Source organism: Patulibacter brassicae, assembly GCF_033949425.1.
Taxonomy (GTDB): domain Bacteria; phylum Actinomycetota; class Thermoleophilia; order Solirubrobacterales; family Solirubrobacteraceae; genus Patulibacter; species Patulibacter brassicae.
The window spans coordinates 81,057-96,536 of sequence record NZ_JAXAVX010000007.1 but is presented as its reverse complement, the minus strand read 5'-3'; the positions used below and the strand labels follow the sequence as shown (position 1 = coordinate 96,536).

Below are 15,480 nucleotides of genomic sequence, written 5' to 3'. Positions count from 1 at the left end.
GACCCGTCGACGGCACGCCGCCCTCGTCCCGCACGGGGCCGACCGGCCGAGAAGGCGCCGAGCGGCGTGGCCGGGGCCCTCGCCAACGCCCGCGGTCAGCGGTCGCGCAGCGCGGTGAGCGGGAGCGCGAACCCCGGCAGCAGCGGCGAGCGCAGGACGCCGTCGGCATCGAGGGCCGTCTCGCCGCCGGGGCGCACGAGGCGCGCGCCGAGCGGGTCGGGCGCGACGAGCCAGACCTCGCGGGCCCCGGCGGCGAGGTACCGGGCGAGCTTCGTCCGGGCGTCGTAGCGCGACGTCGACGGTGACGCGACCTCGACGACGAGGTCGCCGACCGGCCACGGCCGCTCGCTCGTCGGTGGCAGCTCGCGGTCGGCGGCGAACCACTGGAGGTCGGGGCCGAGGATCGTGTCGCGGCCGACGTCGGTGTCGATCGAGAGCAGCACCTGGCCCCGATCCGCGGCCTCGCGCGCCCAGCCGAAGAGCGCGGCGCCGAGCGCCATCACCACCATCTGGTGCCGCGGCAGCGGGTCGTTCATCGTGACCAGCTCACCGTCGAGCAGCTCGAACCGGAACCCCGGCGAGGACTCCGGCAGGCGCAGGTACTCCTCGCGGGTGAAGCGCGCGATCGGCAGCGACGCGGTCACGGTGCTCATCGTAGGTCGGCTCCTCTCCGGTGTCCATCGGCGCCGGGGAGGCTCCTCCGAGCGCCCGTGCCAGATCTGGGGCCGGTCCGCGCCGGCGTCGCGACAGGAGCGCGACGATCCCGCCGGCGCGCGTCGCCGGCGGGGCGCGGGGCCGTCAGTCGGCCTTGGCGACGTGCACGAGCAGGCGGAGGTCCTCGATCTCCGTCGCGTGCGCCTCGTCGCCGAGCCGGCCGCTCGCGTGCTCGACCGCGGTGGCGAGGGTCTCGCCGCTGACGTAGTCGGCGTGCTCGGTCGCGGCGGCCAGCAGCTCCTCGTCACCGTCGAGGACGAGGTGGATCCGGTCGGTGATCTCCAGCCCGGCGGCCTTCCGCGCGGCCTGGATCGCGTGGACGACCTCGCGGGCGAGGCCCTCGCGGCGCAGCTCGTCGTCGATCTCGAGCTCGAGGGCCACGGCGTGGCTGCCCTCGCGCTCGAGCTGGTAGCCGGGCAGCGGCTCCATCCGCAGCAGCAGGTCGTCGGCGGTCAGCTCGTGGTCGGCGCCCTCGACCGTCACGCCGACGGTCCCGCCGGCGCGCAGCGTCTCGGCCACCCGGTTGCCGTCGAGGGCGGCGATCGCGGCCGAGGCCTGCGGCATCGCCTTGCCGAACCGCCGGCCGAGCGTCCGGAAGTTCGGCTTCACCTCGAACGAGCCGAGCTCGTCGGCGTCGGCGACGAACCGCAGCCGATGGACGTTCAGCTCGTCGCGCACGACCTCGCCGAGGCGCTCGATCGCCTCGCGCTCGCGATCGGCGGCCACGACGACGGCCTCGCGCAGGGGCTGGCGGACCTTGAGCTTCGACTGGCCGCGGGCGCCGAGGCCGAGCTGGACGGTCTCGCGCGCGATCGCCATCTGCGCCTCGAGCGCCTCGTCGCGCTGCAGCGCCGGGCCGTTCGGGATCGCCGGGACGCCGATCCGCGGCCAGTCGGTGAGGTGCACCGACGGCTCGGTGCCGTCGAGGTTGTCGTAGAGCTCGTCGGCGACGAACGGCGTGTAGGGCGCCAGCAGCTGGGCGACGACGACGAGGCACTGGTGCAGCGTGGCGAGCGCGTCGCGGTCGCCGTCCCAGAACCGGCGGCGCGAGCGGCGCACGTACCAGTTGGAGAGATCGTCGACGAACGCGGCGATCGCGCGGCCGCCGAAGGTCACGTCGAAGTCCTCGAGCCGTGCGGTGACCTCCTCGACCGTCGCCGCGAGCCGCGACGTGATCCAGCGATCCAGCAGCGCGCCGCCGTCGTCCCCGCCGCCCTCCGGCGGTCGGCCGCCGCCCCGCCGCTCGGCGATGTCGGCGTACGTGACGAAGAACGAGTACGTGCTCCACAGCGTGCGCAGGAACAGCCGCACGCCCTCGCCGATCGCCTCCGTCGAGAAGCGGTAGCCGTCCCACGGCTGCTTGCTCGTGAAGAAGTACCAGCGGAAGGCGTCGGCGCCGTAGCGGTCGATGACCTCCCACGGCACGACGATGTTGCCGCGCGACTTCGACATCTTCTGGCCGTCGCCGTCGAGGATGAGGCCGAGGCAGACGACGTTGCGGAACGGGGCCTGCCAGTCCGCGTCGGCCGGGGCGTCGGCCGCGCGGACCGTCGTCGCCGTCGCCCGGACGGTGCCGTCGGCGTCGGGCCGGTCCGGCTGCTGCAGCAGGACGGCGATCGCGAGCAGGGAGTAGAACCACCCGCGGGTCTGGTCCTGCGCCTCGCAGATGTAGTCCGCCGGCCAGCGGCCCTGGGCCTTCGTCGTGGCGAGGTCCTGCCCGTGCTGGGCGAAGGGCATCGAGCCCGAGTCGAACCAGACGTCGATGACCTCCGGCACGCGGCGCATGGTGCCGCCCTCGCAGCCCTCCGCGGTGCAGGGGAAGGTCAGCTCGTCGACGTACGGGCGGTGCGGATCCGGCAGCTCCTGGCCCGACAGGCCCTCGAGCTCGTCGAAGGAGCCGATGCAGTGCAGGTGGTCGCAGCCCTCGCCGTCGCAGCGCCACACCGGCAGCGGCGTCCCCCAGTACCGCTCGCGCGACAGCGCCCAGTCGACGTTGCCCTCGAGCCACTTGCCGAAGCGGCCGTCCTTCACGTGCTCGGGGTACCAGGAGACGTCGTCGTTGGCGGCCACGAGCCGGTCGCGGATCTGCGACGTGGCGATGTACCAGGACGGCTTGGCGTAGTAGAGCAGCGCCGTGCCGCAGCGCCAGCAGTGCGGGTAGCTGTGCTCGTAGGGCTGCGCGCGCCAGAGCGCGCCGGAGCTGCGCAGGTCCTCGACGAGGTCGGGGTCGGCGTCCTTCACCGCGCGACCCGCGTAGCCGGTGATCCGCTCGTCGTACGTGCCGTCGAGCCGGACGGGGTTCTGGATCGTCAGGCCGGCGGCCGTGCCCAGGGCGTAGTCGTCGGCGCCGAAGGCGATCGCCGTGTGGACGACGCCGGTGCCGTCGGTGGCGGTGACGAAGTCCGCCTCGAGCACCGTGTTGCCGCGCGGGCCCCAGTCCTCGGGCGCGATGAAGGCGAACGGCGGTCGGTACCGCGCCCCGGCGAGCTGCGCGCCGGTCAGCGTCTCGAGCACCTCGACGGTCACGCCGTTGTCGACGAGGTCGTTCGCGGGCCCCGGCTTGCGGATCGGGACGACGCGCTCCAGCAGGTCCTTCGCGACGACGATCACCTCGGCGTCGGCCTGCGGCTCGCCGGCGTCCTTGCTCGCCCCGGCCCACGGGGCGCTGCGCGGGCGCCCCGTCACGCGGGCCCGCACGTACTCGAGCTCGGGGTGGACGGCGAGCGCGGCGTTCGCCGGCAGCGTCCACGGCGTCGTCGTCCAGGCGAGCAGGCTGTCGCCGGGCTGCAGCGCCGAGCCGGCCGGGTCCTCGACGGGGAAGCGGACGTACGCCGAGGTGTCGACGACGTCGGCGTAGCCCTGGGCCACCTCGTGGCTGGAGAGCGCGGTCCCGCAGCGCGGGCAGTACGGGACGACCCGGTGGCCCTCGTAGAGCAGGCCCTTGTCGTTGATCGCCCGGATCGCGCCCCAGACGCGCTCGACGAAGCTCGGATCGAGCGTGCGGTACGCGTCGTCGAGGTCGACCCAGAACGCGATCCGCTGCGTCAGCGCGTCCCAGTCCTCGAGGTACTCCGAGACCGACGCGCGGCACTTCGCGTTGAACTCGGCGATGCCGTAGGCCTCGATCTCGGCCTTCGAGCTCAGGCCGAGCTCCTTCTCGACCGCGATCTCGACCGGCAGGCCGTGCGTGTCCCAGCCGCCCTTGCGCTCGACGAGCTTCCCGCGCATCGTCTGGAAGCGGGGGAAGATGTCCTTGAAGGCACGGGAGAGGACGTGGTGGCTGCCAGGTCGGCCGTTGGCGGTCGGCGGCCCCTCGTAGAAGACCCACGGCTCCGCGCCCTGCCGGCGACGGAGCGACTCGCGGAAGACGTCGCGCTCGCGCCAGCGCTCCAGGACGGCCTCCTCCAGCGCGGGGAACGACTGGTTCGGGTCGACCGGGCGGCGGGGCATCCCCTCCGATTCTAGGAACCGCCGCGTCGGTGGGCCGTGCCGGCCGGGGCGGACGGCCCGGGCCGGTGGAGCGCCGCCCGTCGCGTGTCGCGGCGGGTCCACCGCCCGGTCGCGGACCGGCACGCACGCCGGCGGCGTCCCGAGGGTCGGCTATACAGCGTCCATGCTCCGTCGCCGACCAGCCCCGCGAGCCCTCGCCGCCACCGTCGCGCTCGTGCTCGGCGTCGCCGCGCCGGCCGCCGCCCGCGACCAGGCGCCGCCGGGGTTCCAGCTCGACCTGCGCGGCGGCGTGCACGTCGAGTGCTGGGTCCAGGGCGGCACGCTGCGGTGCCTGGACTACTCGCGCGCGACCTCGCCCGGACGCTGCGACGCAGGCGGCGACGTCCCGACGACCGTGCTGCGCCGGACGGGCCCGATCCGGCGGACGTCGACCTGCGTCGACGAGGGCTACCACGGCTGGTCGCGGCTGCGGGCGACCCGGACCTTCCGCAGCGGCGCCTTCACCTGCCGCGTCCGCGACGCCCGCCGGGCCCTGCGCTGCTCCAACCGCACCGCGACGGTCACGATGGCCCGCGCCTGACCCGCGACCCGGGAGCGGGAGCGGTCGTCGCGGGGCTCCCGCCCCGCGTCGATGCGTGCCTGCGCGTGCTGCGGGGCCGACCCGCTCGAACGTGACGGAGGTCGCGCTCGGGGGATGACATCCGGCCAGGACGGCTCCGCGACCGGGCGCGACGATTGCGTTCCGCCGCCGCAGCGAGGATGCTGCGGCAGCCCCCAACCCCAACGAGACAGGAGCCCCCTTGTCCACCGTCCAGCAGGACTTCACCGCCCTGCCCCTACACCGCAAGCTCATCCTCGGCGCCGGCGCCGTGCTGCTCATCGCGTCGTTCCTGCCCTGGTACAAGGTCTCGATCGGTGGCTTCAGCGCCAGCGCGTCCGGCTGGCACGAGCTCGGCACCGTCGCCTGGCTGTTCCTCATCGCCACCCTCGCCTTCGAGGGCGCGCGGCTGGCGAAGGTCGCGCCGGTCGGCGAGAAGCAGGGCGATCAGATCGGCACCGGCCTCGGGGCCGCGACGGTCCTCTTCGCGATCATCTTCGTGATCCAGCGGATCTCCGACGGGCACTTCGGCTTCGGCTTCTACCTCGGGGTGCTCGCGCTGATCGCCTTCGCGTACGGCGTCTTCCTGCTGTTCCAGTCGATCGGCGGCAAGCAGGCCCTCCGCGACCTGCAGGCGCAGGCGGAGTCCCGCCGCAACCAGTAGTCCCCGCGGCCGGTCGGCGTCCGACGCCGGCCGGTCTCCGCGTCGACCCCGGTGACCCCCGGCCGGTCCGGCGGCGTGGCGCCTCAGCGACCGCGCCGCACGCGGAACGGCTCCTCGCCGTCCAGCAGCTGCAGCAGCCGCGAACGGGCGACGAGCGGCGCGGGGTCCAGGCGCTCGACGCCCTGGGCGCGGCGCTCCGGCAGCGGGCCGTGGAAGTCGACCACGGCCAGCTCGCCGCCGGCCGCTCGCTGCGCCGCGAAGACGAGCCGGCCGAGCCGGTCCAGCGGCACTGCGCGACCACTGAGCACGAGCGCGTCGGGCGTGATCCGCTCGAGCGCGCGGGTGAGCTCGGTCGCCGGCAGGTCGGCGCCGACGTTGATCGGCAGGACGCCGGAGCGGCGCAGCGCGAGCTCGAGGGCCTGCACCCGCAGCGCGTCGAGGCTGCCGGTGGTCGTGCCGTCGAGCAGCAGCACGATCGGCGGTCGATGCACCGGCGGGGCGGTCCGCGCGGCGGCCGCGAGCCAGCGCGACCCCCAGCGCCAGCCGAACGCGTACTCGGCGGACCCCGGGTGGTCCCGGTCGAGCCGCTCGATCGCCGGCAGCAGCACCTCGTCGACGGAGCGCTCGAGCGAGCGCAGGTGCAGCGACTCCTCGACGACGTGGTCGGCCTGCGCCTCGTCGAAGCGCCGCAGCGCGCGGCGCAGGCGGTCGACGCTCGACGGCTCCCGCCCCCCGCCGCTGCTGCGGCCCGCGACCCGACCGCCGTCGTAGGCGTGGTCGCGCCGGGCGAGGGCGACCGCCGTCGCGGCGTCGGAGGCGTGGCCGAGCGACTCGCGCAGCGCCTCGATCTCCTCGAGGTCGTACTGCCGGTGCCCGCCCCCCGTCCGCTGGGGGGTCGGGAAGCCGTAGCGCCGCTCCCACGACCGCAGCGTGCTGGCGGAGACGCCGAGCAGCTCCGCCGCAGCGGTGGTGCGGATCGCGGTCATGACCGCCGGATCCTCCGCTGGGACGCCCACGGAGGCAACCGCGGCAACGAACCGTGCGTGCCGTCCGGACGGGCTGGGACCCGCGCCCCGTGGAGCGGCAGCGGTCTTCGCGGGACGTCCGCGCCGCGCCGAGGCGTGCCCGCGGGTGGTGACGGCCGACGCGCGGGCTGGGGCCCGCGCCCCTTGGAGCGGGAGCGGTCTTCGCGGGACGCCCGCGCCGCGTCGACGCGTGCCCGCGGGTGGTGACGGCCGACGCGCGGGCTGGGGCCCGCGCTCCTTGGAGCGGGAGCGGTCTTCGCGGGACGCCCGCGCCGCGTCGACGCGTGCCCGCGGGTGTGACGGCCGACGCGCGGGCTGGGGCCCGCGCTCAGTCTCCCGTCGGCGTGGACCAGACGGTGATCGTGCCCGCCTGGTCGACGCCGACGGTGGCGTCGCCGCCGTCGTCCAGGCGCAGGACGACCTGGTCCTCGTCGCTCGTCGCGACGGTCGCGGCGATCCCGCGGCGCAGGCCGGCGTCGGCGATCGGGGTGAGCGTCGCGTCGCGCTCGTCCTCGAAGCGCAGGACGGTGACCCGGGTGCCGGGCTCGACCTCGTTGAGGCGGGTCGCGCAGCGCACCCGGGCGCCGGCCTCGATCGGGTGCCCGTGCGGGCAGGTCGTCGCGTTGCCGATCGCCGCGCGCATCCGCTCGGCGACCTCGTCGCTCAGGGTGCGCTCGATCTTCTCGGCCTCGCTGTGGACCCGGTGCCACGGGATGTGGAGCACGTCGGTGAGGAACCGCTCGACGATCCGGTGCCGGCTGGCGGCCTCGCGCGCGATCTCGCCGCCCCGCGCGGTGAACGCGATCCGCTTGCGGGCGTCGCGCTCGATCAGGCCGTCGCCCTCGAGCCGGCGGACCATCTCGTGGACCGTCGGGGCGGACACCGACAGCTCCCGGGCGACGTTCGCCGCCGTCATGTCCCGGCCGGCCTCCTCGAGCTGCAGCAGGGCCATGAGGTAGTCGACCTCGCCCGCGGTGACCTTCGCCATCGCTCGATCGTATCGGGGGCGGCCTCACCGGACCGGTCGATCGCGGGACCACCGGCGCGCGAGCGGCCCGGTGCGGTGGAACGGGGCTGGGGCGCCCCGTAGCCTCCCGCCGATGGGACGCCTCGACGAGCTCGACCTCAGCCTGCGGCTCTCCCGCAAGGAGCAGGATCAGCGGCTCGCGGCGGCCCAGCTGCGCCTGAGCCAGCTGCGCCTGACGCTCGGCGGGCAGACCGGCGCGCGGGGCGCGGAGGGCACGCACCCGCTCGGACCGCCGCTGCTCGTCGTCTTCGAGGGCTGGGACGCGTCGGGCAAGGGCGGCGCGATCAAGCGGCTCACGATGGAGCTCGACCCGCGCCACTACCGGGTGGTCCAGTACGCGGCGCCGACGCCGGACGAGCTGCGCCACCACTGGCTGCACCGGTTCTGGCTGCCGCTGCCGGGCCGCGGCGGCATGGCCGTCTACGACCGCACGTGGTACGGCCGCGTGCTCGTGGAGCGCGTCGAGGAGCTCACCCCGGAGCCGGTCTGGCGACGGGCGTATCGCGAGATCCGCGAGTTCGAGCGGATGCTCCACGACGACGGCACGATCCTCGTGAAGTGCTGGATGCACGTGAGCGACGAGGAGCAGCTGCAGCGGTTCCGCAAGCGGCGCGACGACCCGCTGAAGGCCTGGAAGCTCACCGACGAGGACTGGCGCAACCGCGAGAAACGCGGGGCCTACGAGGCGGCGATCGAGGAGATGCTCGAGGAGACCGATACCGAGGACGCGCCGTGGGACCTCATCCCGGGGGACTCCAAGCGCTGGGCGCGCGTCGCCGTGATCGAGACGGTCGTGCGCCGGATCGAGGAGCGCTGCGCGGAGCTGGGGTTCGCGTTGCCCGATCCGCTCGACTGAGGCGGCGCGGCTCCGGGCCTCCGGCCGTGCGTCGGCGATCCGCCGGCGCGGACGCCCGCTGCGGGTCGCGGCCCGGGATCGCCGGGGAGGACCGGCCGGCGCCCCGGGTGGGCGGGCGCCGGCCGGACCCCGGGTCCTGGATCAGCGGACCCGGATGGTGCGCCGCAGCGTCGTGACCTTGCCGCTGGTCGGGCGCAGGGTGATGCGCAGCACGAGGCGCCGACCGGCGACGGCGCGGGCCTTGCGCCCGGCCGCGGTCAGGCGCAGCGTCGCGCGGGTCGTCCCGGCCTTCGCCTTGGCGCTGCCCCGGCCGAGGATCGTCTTCCCCCGCAGGAGCTCGACCGTGAGCGTGCCGGCGGTGCTCGTCCCGACGGCGATCCGCTGCCCCCGCCGCAGCGTCGACGCGCGCAGGGTCGGGGTCCGCGACAGCGTCAGCCGGGCCGTCGCCGCCGCTCCGCCGTCCTGGGGCGTCTTGCCGTCGCCGCCCTTCCCGCCGTCCGGGGTCGTGCCGCCGTCGGGCGTCGTGCCGCCGTCGGTGCCGGGCCCGGTCGTGCCGCCCGGCTTCTCGGTGCCGGTGCCGGTGCCGGGACCGGGACCGGGCTCCGGCCCCGGACCCGGTCCGGGGCCCGGATCGGTCTCGGGATCGGGATCGGGATCGGGGTCGCCGGGACCGGGACCGGGCGTCGGCAGCGTGTACTCGCTGAACGACGGCATCCCGCCCGTCGCGCTGAGCCGGACGCGGTCGGTCAGGCGGCACGGCGTCTCGGGGGTGTCGGTGCGCTCGACCGTCGCGACGTGGACGCCGGACGCGTCCGACCAGGCGACGCGCCGCCCGTCCGCCGACAGGGCCATGCGCGGGAGGCCGGAGAACGCGTCGTTGCCGTTGGGCTGGATCTGGCAGGCGGTCACCGGACCGCCGGCCGGCGGCTGCCGGCCGTCGAGGGTCGTGAGCTCGAGCACGCCGCTGCCGAACCGCACGAGCACCCGCCGGCCGTCGCGCGACAGGTCGCCGCCGGTGATCGACTGGCCGCCCGCGACGAGCCACGGCTGGAAGGTGCCGTTGACCTCGACGTGCAGCTGCGTGCCGTTCGTGGCCAGCAGGCGCGAGCCGAACCAGCTGCCCTCCGTCCAGCCGGCGATGTTCACCGTCGGCGAGGTCGGGTTGCCCGGCGCGCGCGGGTCGACGACGGCGAGCGTCGGGGTCAGCGCGCTGAAGATGTCGCGGTTGTAGAGGTACCCGTAGGCGAGCGACGTGCCGCTGGGGCTCACGCGCGACCACGTCGGTCCGGCGTTCACGCCCGAGCCGATCCTCCACGGCATGACGTTGCGCTGCGGCGTGGACCCGTCGACCGGGAACCGGACGATCATCCGCGAGGTGCCGCTGCCCTGGATGGCGACGACGTTGCCGGCGTCGTCGGCGGACGGCAGCGTGTAGTAGGCGCTCGCGGATCCGTCGGTCGTGACCTGGCGACGCAGGGTGCCGTCGGGGCTGGCGAGGTGGACGTCGTTCCCGTCGCGGTAGACGACGGTCGTGGCGCCGGCCGGGACGGCGGCGCCGAGGGGGAGCAGGACGCCGACCGCGAGCGACACGGCGGTCGCCCGTCGGCGGACGGGAGCGCAGCGGGACATGGCATCACCCTCGGGCCGGGCGGCGGATCGCGCATCGGGGACCTCCCGCACGTCGAGACCGGTGGTCGTCCGGCGGGCACCGCCGACCTGACCGCTCCACCGCCCGCGCGGCGCGCGCCGGCACCCAGCCCGGAGTGCGCCCGCGTCGGCCGTGCCCTCGGCCGCGGCGCGCGCGGCGCGTCAGCCGCGCCAGGCGCCGGGCCGGGCCCAGCGCCCGCCGCGATAGCGCCACCACGTCCCGGCCAGGCGCGCGGCCATCACCACGACGATCCCGGCCCACACGCCCCGGATCCCGGCACCGGCCGCGTGGAGCGCGAGCATCGACGGGATCCCGACGAGCGCCGCGGCGACCATCGCCAGGCCGAGGAACCGCGCGTCGCCGGCCCCGATGAGGATGCCGTCGAAGGCGAACACCGCGGCCGCGAACGGCAGCATGAGGCAGAGCAGCGGCCACATCGCGCGAGCGCGATCCAGCACGTCGGCCTCGGTCGTGAACGCGTGCAGCAGCGGCTCGCGGACGGCGAGCAGCACGAGCGCGACGAGCGTCCCGCCGGCGACGGTGAGCTCGACCATGCGACGCGACGCGTCGCGCGCCTCGGCGACGCGGGCACCGCCCAGCGCGCGCCCGATCAGCACCTGCCCGGCGATCGCGACCGCGTCGAGCACGAGGGCGAGGAAGAGGAACAGCTGCCAGCCGACCTGGTGCGCCGCCAGCGACGGGTCGCCGGAGCGCGCCGCGACGGCCGAGGCGACGGCGAACGTCGCCAGCAGGGCGCCGGTGCGCAGGAGGAGGAACAGGCCCGTCGTCCCGAGCCGGCGCAGGAGCGCCAGCGACGGGCGCCGCGACGCCGGCGCCATGCCGTCGGGACCCGCGCCGCCGCGCCAGAGCAGGCGCGCGAACAGCAGCCCCATCGTCGCCTGGCCGGTGAGGGTCGCCAGGGCGCTGCCCGCGAGGCCGAGGTCGGCGCCGTAGACGAGGACGGGGTTCAGGACGACGTTGATCGCGTTGCCCAGCAGCACGACGAGCAGCGGCGTGCGCAGGTCCCCCGTGCCGCGCAGCCATCCCTGGGCGGCCATCCCGAGCAGCGCGAACCCGAGCCCCGGGGCGGCGATCCGCAGGTAGGCGACGGCGTCGTCGGCGGTCTCGCCCGTGCCGCCGAGCGCCGCGACCCACGCCGGGCCGGCGAGCACCGCGACGAGGGCGCCGAGCACGCCGAGCCCCGCGCCGAGCCACAGCGCCTGCGCCGCGATCCGGCGCAGGTCGTCCTCGTGGCCGGCGCCGGACAGGCGGGCGACCGCGGCGGTCGTCGCGTAGGTGGCGACCGTCCCGAGGCCCGTGAGGGTCGCGAGGACCGACGCCGCGAGCCCGAGCGCCGCGAGCGGGCGCTCGCCGAGGTGCCCGACCATCGCCGTGTCGACGAGCAGGTACGTCGGCTCCGCCGCGAGCGTCAGGAGCGCCGGGAGCGCCAGCCGGAGGATCTGCCGGTCGTGCGGCGAGCGCAGGCGGGGACGGGCGACCACCGCGGGTCCGTCCCTCAGCGGCCGGCGCGGGCCGGTCCGGGGTCGACGAGCACCGCGCGAGCGTAGGGCGTCCCACCGCACCGCGCGGACGTCCCGGGCCGCGGTCGGACGTCCCGGCCTCGCCCGGGCGACCGGCGCCGCGGTCGGGGACGGCCCGCGGACGACGGTGCGCGCGGCGCTCCGGACCGGGTCAGCCGGCGACGCCCACGATGCCGAGCAGCCGCCCGACCGTCGTGCCGTCGAGGACGTGCGCGACGTCGCGCTCCAGCCGCGACGCGACCTCGCGCGCCGCGCGGTCGGCGTCGAGCGTCGCGAACCGCTCGGTCCCCTCCGCGAGCGTCAGCCCGCTCATCCCGTGCGCCCGGGCGTAGGCCACCTCGCGCGCGAGGTCCCCGACGCCGTTCGTGCCCGGCAACGGCAGGAGCTGCAGGGTGCTCAGGGTCCCGAGCGCGCGGCCGTCCTGCGAGAGGAACGCGCTGCCGGAGTCGCCGGGCACGCCGGGGGTGAGCGTCAGCACGCCGTGGCTCCAGCCGCCGCCGCTCTGGCCGAGGCTCACGCCGGCCTTCGGCTTCAGCAGCTCGAGCCCGGCCCGCAGCGACGAGTTGCCGTACGAGAGGACCGGGTCGCCGGCGGACGTCGTCGCTCCCAGGCCGGTCGGGCCGCCCCAGAACGGCACGCTCGGGTTCACCCGGCGCGCGTCGGCGGGGTCGAGCTCGATCAGCGCGAGGTCGTTGAAGGCGCAGGCGTCGGGGTCGGTCTCGCCCTGCTGCTGCATCGCCAGCCAGGAGCTGTAGGCGATGCGCCCGGGGCGGGTGGCCCCCTCGACCGCGACGGTCGTCCCGAGCGGCAGGCTCTTCGCGTCGCAGCCGTCCGTCTCGGTCGCCTCGCCCGTGCCGGCGCAGTGCGCGGCCTGGCCGAGCAGCACCCGGTCGCCGATCGTGAACACGACGTTCGAGGTGCACTGGCCGCCGCCGGTCGTGCGGGTCTCGGACCCGGGACGGATCGGCGCCGCGTCGGCGGGCGCCCAGGTCGGCGCGGCCGCGGCGAGCCCCGGCGCGGCGAGCGCCGGCGCGGCGAGCGCGCCGGCGAGGACGGCGGCGGGGGCGAGCAGGCGACGCAGCATCGGGGGGTCCTCCGGACGTTCGCTACCGGCGGTAGGCCGGTGCGCCGACCATACCCCGGGGCCGGGCGCCCGTGGGCCGGCTTCCGCGGGCGCCGTCGCGCGCCGGAGCCGGTGGAACGGGCGCCGCGTGGGCGCCCGCCCGGACCGGAGCGTCCTCAGCCGCCGACCGGCCCCAGGCCGAGGAGCCGGACGATCGGCCCCCGGGCCCCGCTCGGGGCGTGGGTCGCGTCGCCGGGGAACTGCGCGTAGTACCCGAGGTCCAAGCCGACGGCGAGCATCGTGTCGCGTGCGTCGTGCGCGATGTCCGGTCGACGATAGGCGCCCGCCCTCGCGGGCGCAACGCGCGGACGCGCGAGCCCGACGGTCGCGGGGGCGCGGCCCCGGCGAGGAGGCGGCGTTCCGGGGGCCGGGAGTAGGCTCCGGCGGTCCGCGCCGGGACGGGCCCGCTGGCCCCGGTCGCGTCGCGCGGCGCCCAACCGATCCGCACTCGGGATCGGGACCTCACGACCAGGGACGAGCGATGGCAACGGCAGAGATCCTCTACGGCGGCGAGACCCAGAAGGCGGTCGAGAACTTCCCGATCTCCGGGGAGCGCGTCCCGCTCCAGGTCGTGAAGTGGCAGGCCCGGATCAAGGGCGCCGCGGCGAAGGCGAACGCCGACCTCGGCAAGCTCGACGCCGAGATCGCGCAGAAGATCCAGGACGCCGCCGCGAAGATCGTCGCCGGCGAGCACGACGACCAGTTCCCGATCGACGTCTTCCAGACCGGCTCGGGCACGTCGACGAACATGAACGTCAACGAGGTCATCTCCTCGCTGACGGGCGGCGCGGCGCACCGCAACGATCACGTGAACATGGGGCAGAGCTCCAACGACACGTTCCCCTCCGCCGTCCACCTCGCCGCGCTCGACGACGCGACGAACAAGCTCCTCCCGGCGCTCGAGCAGCTCGAGGCCTCGCTCGCCGCGAAGGCGAAGGCGTTCCACGACGTCGTGAAGTCCGGCCGCACGCACCTCATGGACGCCGTCCCCGTGACGCTCGGCCAGGAGTTCTCCGGGTACGCCGCGCAGGTCCGCCTCGGCGCCAAGCGCGTGCGCAACGCGCTCCCGCAGGTCGGCCAGATCCCGCTCGGCGGCACCGCGACCGGCACGGGCCTCAACACGCCGGCCGCCTTCGCGCCGAAGGTCCGCGAGATCCTCAAGGCCGACTCGGGCCTCGACCTCATCGCCGCTCCGGAGGATCCCTTCGAGGCCCAGGGCAACCGCGACGCGCTCGTCGAGCTCTCCGGGGCGCTGAAGGTCGTCGCCGTCTCGCTGACGAAGATCGCCAACGACATCGCGCTCATGGGCTCGGGCCCGCGCGCCGGCATCGGCGAGCTGTTCCTGCCGGAGCTCCAGAAGGGCTCCTCGATCATGCCGGGCAAGGTCAACCCGGTCCTGCCGGAGGTCGTCCTGCAGGTCTCCGCCCAGGTCATCGGCAACGACACGGCGATCACGATCGCCGGCACCCAGGGCCAGTTCGAGCTGAACGTCCGCGTGCCGCTGATCGCGCGCAACCTCCTGCAGTCGATCCACCTGCTCTCGACGGCGTCGGTCGCGTTCGCCGAGAAGTGCGTCGACGGGATCGAGGCGAACACCCGCGGCACCGACGCGTCGGCCGGCGCGACGCTCGCCACCGCGACCGCCCTGAACGAGGCGATCGGCTACGACAAGGCGACGGACATCGTGAAGAAGGCGACCGCGTCGGGCGAGCCGCTGCGCGACGTCGCGATCGCCGAGGGCGTCGACCCCGACCTCTATGACAAGACGATCGACCTGCGGAAGATCGCCGCGGGCAACCTCGAGGACTGAGGACCCCTTCCTGCAGGAGCCGCGGCTCCGACGGCCGTGGGACCACGGCGGCGCCGGTGGGCGCCGCCGCCCGGCGCCGGGCCGTCCCGCTCGGCCCGGCCGCTCCGGCCTCGTGCGCGCGGACGGCGACCGCGACGCTCGGTCTCCCGCAGCGAGGGCGGGGCTCGGGCCTCTCCCTGGAGGGCCCGCGGTCCGTGGCGGCCGCTGACCGGCGGATCTCGCCCCGCGGGGACGGGGGATCGTCCCTCCAGGCCGCCAGCCTGATCTCGGGACCCGGGAACGACCTCCTTGGTCACCGACCACCACGACTCCACGCGCCCTCCAGGGAGAGGTCCTAGCGGGGTCCCGACGGCCCGGGGCCCGTGGACGGCGTGGACCTCGCACCACGCCGCTCGGTCGGTGGAGGGCCCGTCGCGCCGGCCGCTCGCGCCGGCCGCTCGCGCAGGGCCCCGTCCCCGCCGTCGGGAGATCCCAAGAGCGCGTCCGGCGGCCCGCCGGCATGCTGGACCGCGATCGCGTCCAGGGCGGCGAGCAGCCGCCGCAGCAGCTCCTCGCGGCCCACGGCCTCGGCCTCCAGCCGCCGGCGGCGCGCGCGCCGGGTGAGGTGGATGCCGTAGGCGGCACCGCCGGCGAGCGCGGCCCAGCGCAGCACCTGGCCGAGGACCCCGAGCACGTCGCCGAGGACGCGCGCCACGTCGCGCAGCCATCCCGGCGCGTCGACGGACGGCACGCTGGGCAGCGAGATCGACGGCAGGTCGAGGTCGAGGACGTCGAGCAGCGCGGCGAGCGCCGCGAGCAGCGCGAGCAGCGGGGCGAGCAGCACGAGGAGGACGGCGGCGCCGATCAGCGGGCCGAGCAGCCGGCCCACGCCCTCGACGGCGTGGCGGGCGTCCCACAGCGCCGGGTGCCGCCGCTCGAGCCAGCGCTCGAGCCGGGCGCGGCGGTGGAGCAGCGCGTCCCGCGCGCGGAGCAGGCGTCGCGTCCCGCGGCGGCGGTGACGGGGCTCGGCGGGCATCGCCCACGA

Annotated in this window: 13 protein-coding genes; 4 read left to right on the top strand and 9 right to left on the bottom strand. The window is 75.9% G+C overall.

Annotated elements, in window-relative coordinates; translation table 11 throughout:
* Positions 1 to 95: 95 nt before the first annotated feature.
* Together SK069_RS13790 and SK069_RS13785 are read right to left on the bottom strand one after the other, a co-directional pair.
* Positions 96 to 653 carry a Uma2 family endonuclease gene (locus tag SK069_RS13790; RefSeq protein ID WP_319954827.1) on the bottom strand — a complete coding sequence of 186 codons (558 nt, stop codon included), beginning with the start codon at positions 651 to 653 and terminating at the stop codon, positions 96 to 98.
* Between the two features lie 145 nt (positions 654 to 798).
* Entirely contained in the window at positions 799 to 4,164 is a 3,366-nt protein-coding gene (locus SK069_RS13785; RefSeq protein ID WP_319954826.1) for an isoleucine--tRNA ligase, read from the bottom strand.
* Positions 4,165 to 4,327: 163 nt separating this feature from the next.
* Between SK069_RS13785 and SK069_RS13780 the strand changes: the two genes are divergently transcribed.
* Together SK069_RS13780 and SK069_RS13775 are read left to right on the top strand one after the other, a co-directional pair.
* Positions 4,328 to 4,744 (top strand): hypothetical protein, encoded by a 417-nt coding sequence (locus tag SK069_RS13780; protein WP_319954825.1) that lies wholly within the window; start codon positions 4,328 to 4,330, stop codon positions 4,742 to 4,744.
* Between the two features lie 220 nt (positions 4,745 to 4,964).
* The gene (locus tag SK069_RS13775; RefSeq protein WP_319954824.1) at positions 4,965 to 5,426 is read left to right on the top strand and encodes a hypothetical protein; all 462 of its coding nucleotides are present in this window, start codon (positions 4,965 to 4,967) and stop codon (positions 5,424 to 5,426) included.
* Positions 5,427 to 5,509: 83 nt separating this feature from the next.
* Here SK069_RS13775 and SK069_RS13770 read toward each other — a convergent pair whose 3' ends face one another.
* Both SK069_RS13770 and SK069_RS13765 read right to left on the bottom strand, forming a co-directional pair.
* Complete coding sequence (locus tag SK069_RS13770) at positions 5,510 to 6,412, bottom strand: MerR family DNA-binding transcriptional regulator (protein WP_319954823.1); 903 nt, start codon at positions 6,410 to 6,412, stop codon at positions 5,510 to 5,512.
* A 367-nt stretch (positions 6,413 to 6,779) separates the two neighbouring features.
* Positions 6,780 to 7,439, bottom strand: coding sequence for a metal-dependent transcriptional regulator (locus SK069_RS13765; protein WP_319954822.1), 660 nt, complete (start codon positions 7,437 to 7,439; stop codon positions 6,780 to 6,782).
* 112 nt (positions 7,440 to 7,551) lie between these two features.
* Here SK069_RS13765 and SK069_RS13760 point away from each other — a divergent pair, with 112 nt between their 5' ends.
* Positions 7,552 to 8,334 (top strand): polyphosphate kinase 2 family protein, encoded by a 783-nt coding sequence (locus tag SK069_RS13760; RefSeq protein WP_319954821.1) that lies wholly within the window; start codon positions 7,552 to 7,554, stop codon positions 8,332 to 8,334.
* A 141-nt stretch (positions 8,335 to 8,475) separates the two neighbouring features.
* On the opposite strand, the gene SK069_RS13755 is transcribed toward SK069_RS13760, so the two are convergent.
* The 4 genes from SK069_RS13755 to SK069_RS13740 form a co-directional block, all read right to left on the bottom strand.
* Positions 8,476 to 9,963, bottom strand: a complete 1,488-nt coding sequence (locus tag SK069_RS13755) for a hypothetical protein (RefSeq protein WP_319954820.1) — start codon at positions 9,961 to 9,963, stop codon at positions 8,476 to 8,478.
* Between the two features lie 180 nt (positions 9,964 to 10,143).
* A complete protein-coding gene (locus SK069_RS13750) occupies positions 10,144 to 11,484 on the bottom strand; it encodes an MATE family efflux transporter (RefSeq protein ID WP_319954819.1) in 1,341 nt (446 codons plus the stop codon).
* Between the two features lie 190 nt (positions 11,485 to 11,674).
* Entirely contained in the window at positions 11,675 to 12,607 is a 933-nt protein-coding gene (locus SK069_RS13745; RefSeq protein ID WP_319954818.1) for a serine protease, read from the bottom strand.
* A gap of 155 nt (positions 12,608 to 12,762) precedes the next feature.
* A complete protein-coding gene (locus SK069_RS13740; RefSeq protein WP_319954817.1) occupies positions 12,763 to 12,885 on the bottom strand; it encodes a hypothetical protein in 123 nt (40 codons plus the stop codon).
* A gap of 242 nt (positions 12,886 to 13,127) precedes the next feature.
* Here SK069_RS13740 and SK069_RS13735 point away from each other — a divergent pair, with 242 nt between their 5' ends.
* On the top strand, positions 13,128 to 14,456 hold the full coding sequence (locus SK069_RS13735) for a class II fumarate hydratase (protein WP_319954816.1): 1,329 nt from the start codon (positions 13,128 to 13,130) through the stop codon (positions 14,454 to 14,456).
* 334 nt (positions 14,457 to 14,790) lie between these two features.
* On the opposite strand, the gene SK069_RS13730 is transcribed toward SK069_RS13735, so the two are convergent.
* Positions 14,791 to 15,471: a hypothetical protein gene (locus tag SK069_RS13730; protein WP_319954815.1), complete on the bottom strand. Its 681-nt coding sequence runs from the start codon at positions 15,469 to 15,471 to the stop codon at positions 14,791 to 14,793.
* Between the last annotated feature and the right edge of the window lie 9 nt (positions 15,472 to 15,480).

What these genes read in the sequence shown, in the direction of transcription:
- SK069_RS13745 (WP_319954818.1), bottom strand. Translation starts at nt 12,607, where the DNA reads ATGCTGCGTCGCCTGCTCGCCCCCGCCGCCGTCCTCGCCGGCGCGCTC.
- SK069_RS13790 (WP_319954827.1), bottom strand. Translation starts at nt 653, where the DNA reads ATGAGCACCGTGACCGCGTCGCTGCCGATCGCGCGCTTCACCCGCGAG.
- SK069_RS13760 (WP_319954821.1), top strand. Translation starts at nt 7,552, where the DNA reads ATGGGACGCCTCGACGAGCTCGACCTCAGCCTGCGGCTCTCCCGCAAG.
- SK069_RS13785 (WP_319954826.1), bottom strand. Translation starts at nt 4,164, where the DNA reads ATGCCCCGCCGCCCGGTCGACCCGAACCAGTCGTTCCCCGCGCTGGAG.
- SK069_RS13735 (WP_319954816.1), top strand. Translation starts at nt 13,128, where the DNA reads ATGGCAACGGCAGAGATCCTCTACGGCGGCGAGACCCAGAAGGCGGTC.
- SK069_RS13740 (WP_319954817.1), bottom strand. Translation starts at nt 12,885, where the DNA reads ATGCTCGCCGTCGGCTTGGACCTCGGGTACTACGCGCAGTTCCCCGGC.
- SK069_RS13765 (WP_319954822.1), bottom strand. Translation starts at nt 7,439, where the DNA reads ATGGCGAAGGTCACCGCGGGCGAGGTCGACTACCTCATGGCCCTGCTG.
- SK069_RS13755 (WP_319954820.1), bottom strand. Translation starts at nt 9,963, where the DNA reads ATGTCCCGCTGCGCTCCCGTCCGCCGACGGGCGACCGCCGTGTCGCTC.
- SK069_RS13780 (WP_319954825.1), top strand. Translation starts at nt 4,328, where the DNA reads ATGCTCCGTCGCCGACCAGCCCCGCGAGCCCTCGCCGCCACCGTCGCG.
- SK069_RS13730 (WP_319954815.1), bottom strand. Translation starts at nt 15,471, where the DNA reads ATGCCCGCCGAGCCCCGTCACCGCCGCCGCGGGACGCGACGCCTGCTC.
- SK069_RS13770 (WP_319954823.1), bottom strand. Translation starts at nt 6,412, where the DNA reads ATGACCGCGATCCGCACCACCGCTGCGGCGGAGCTGCTCGGCGTCTCC.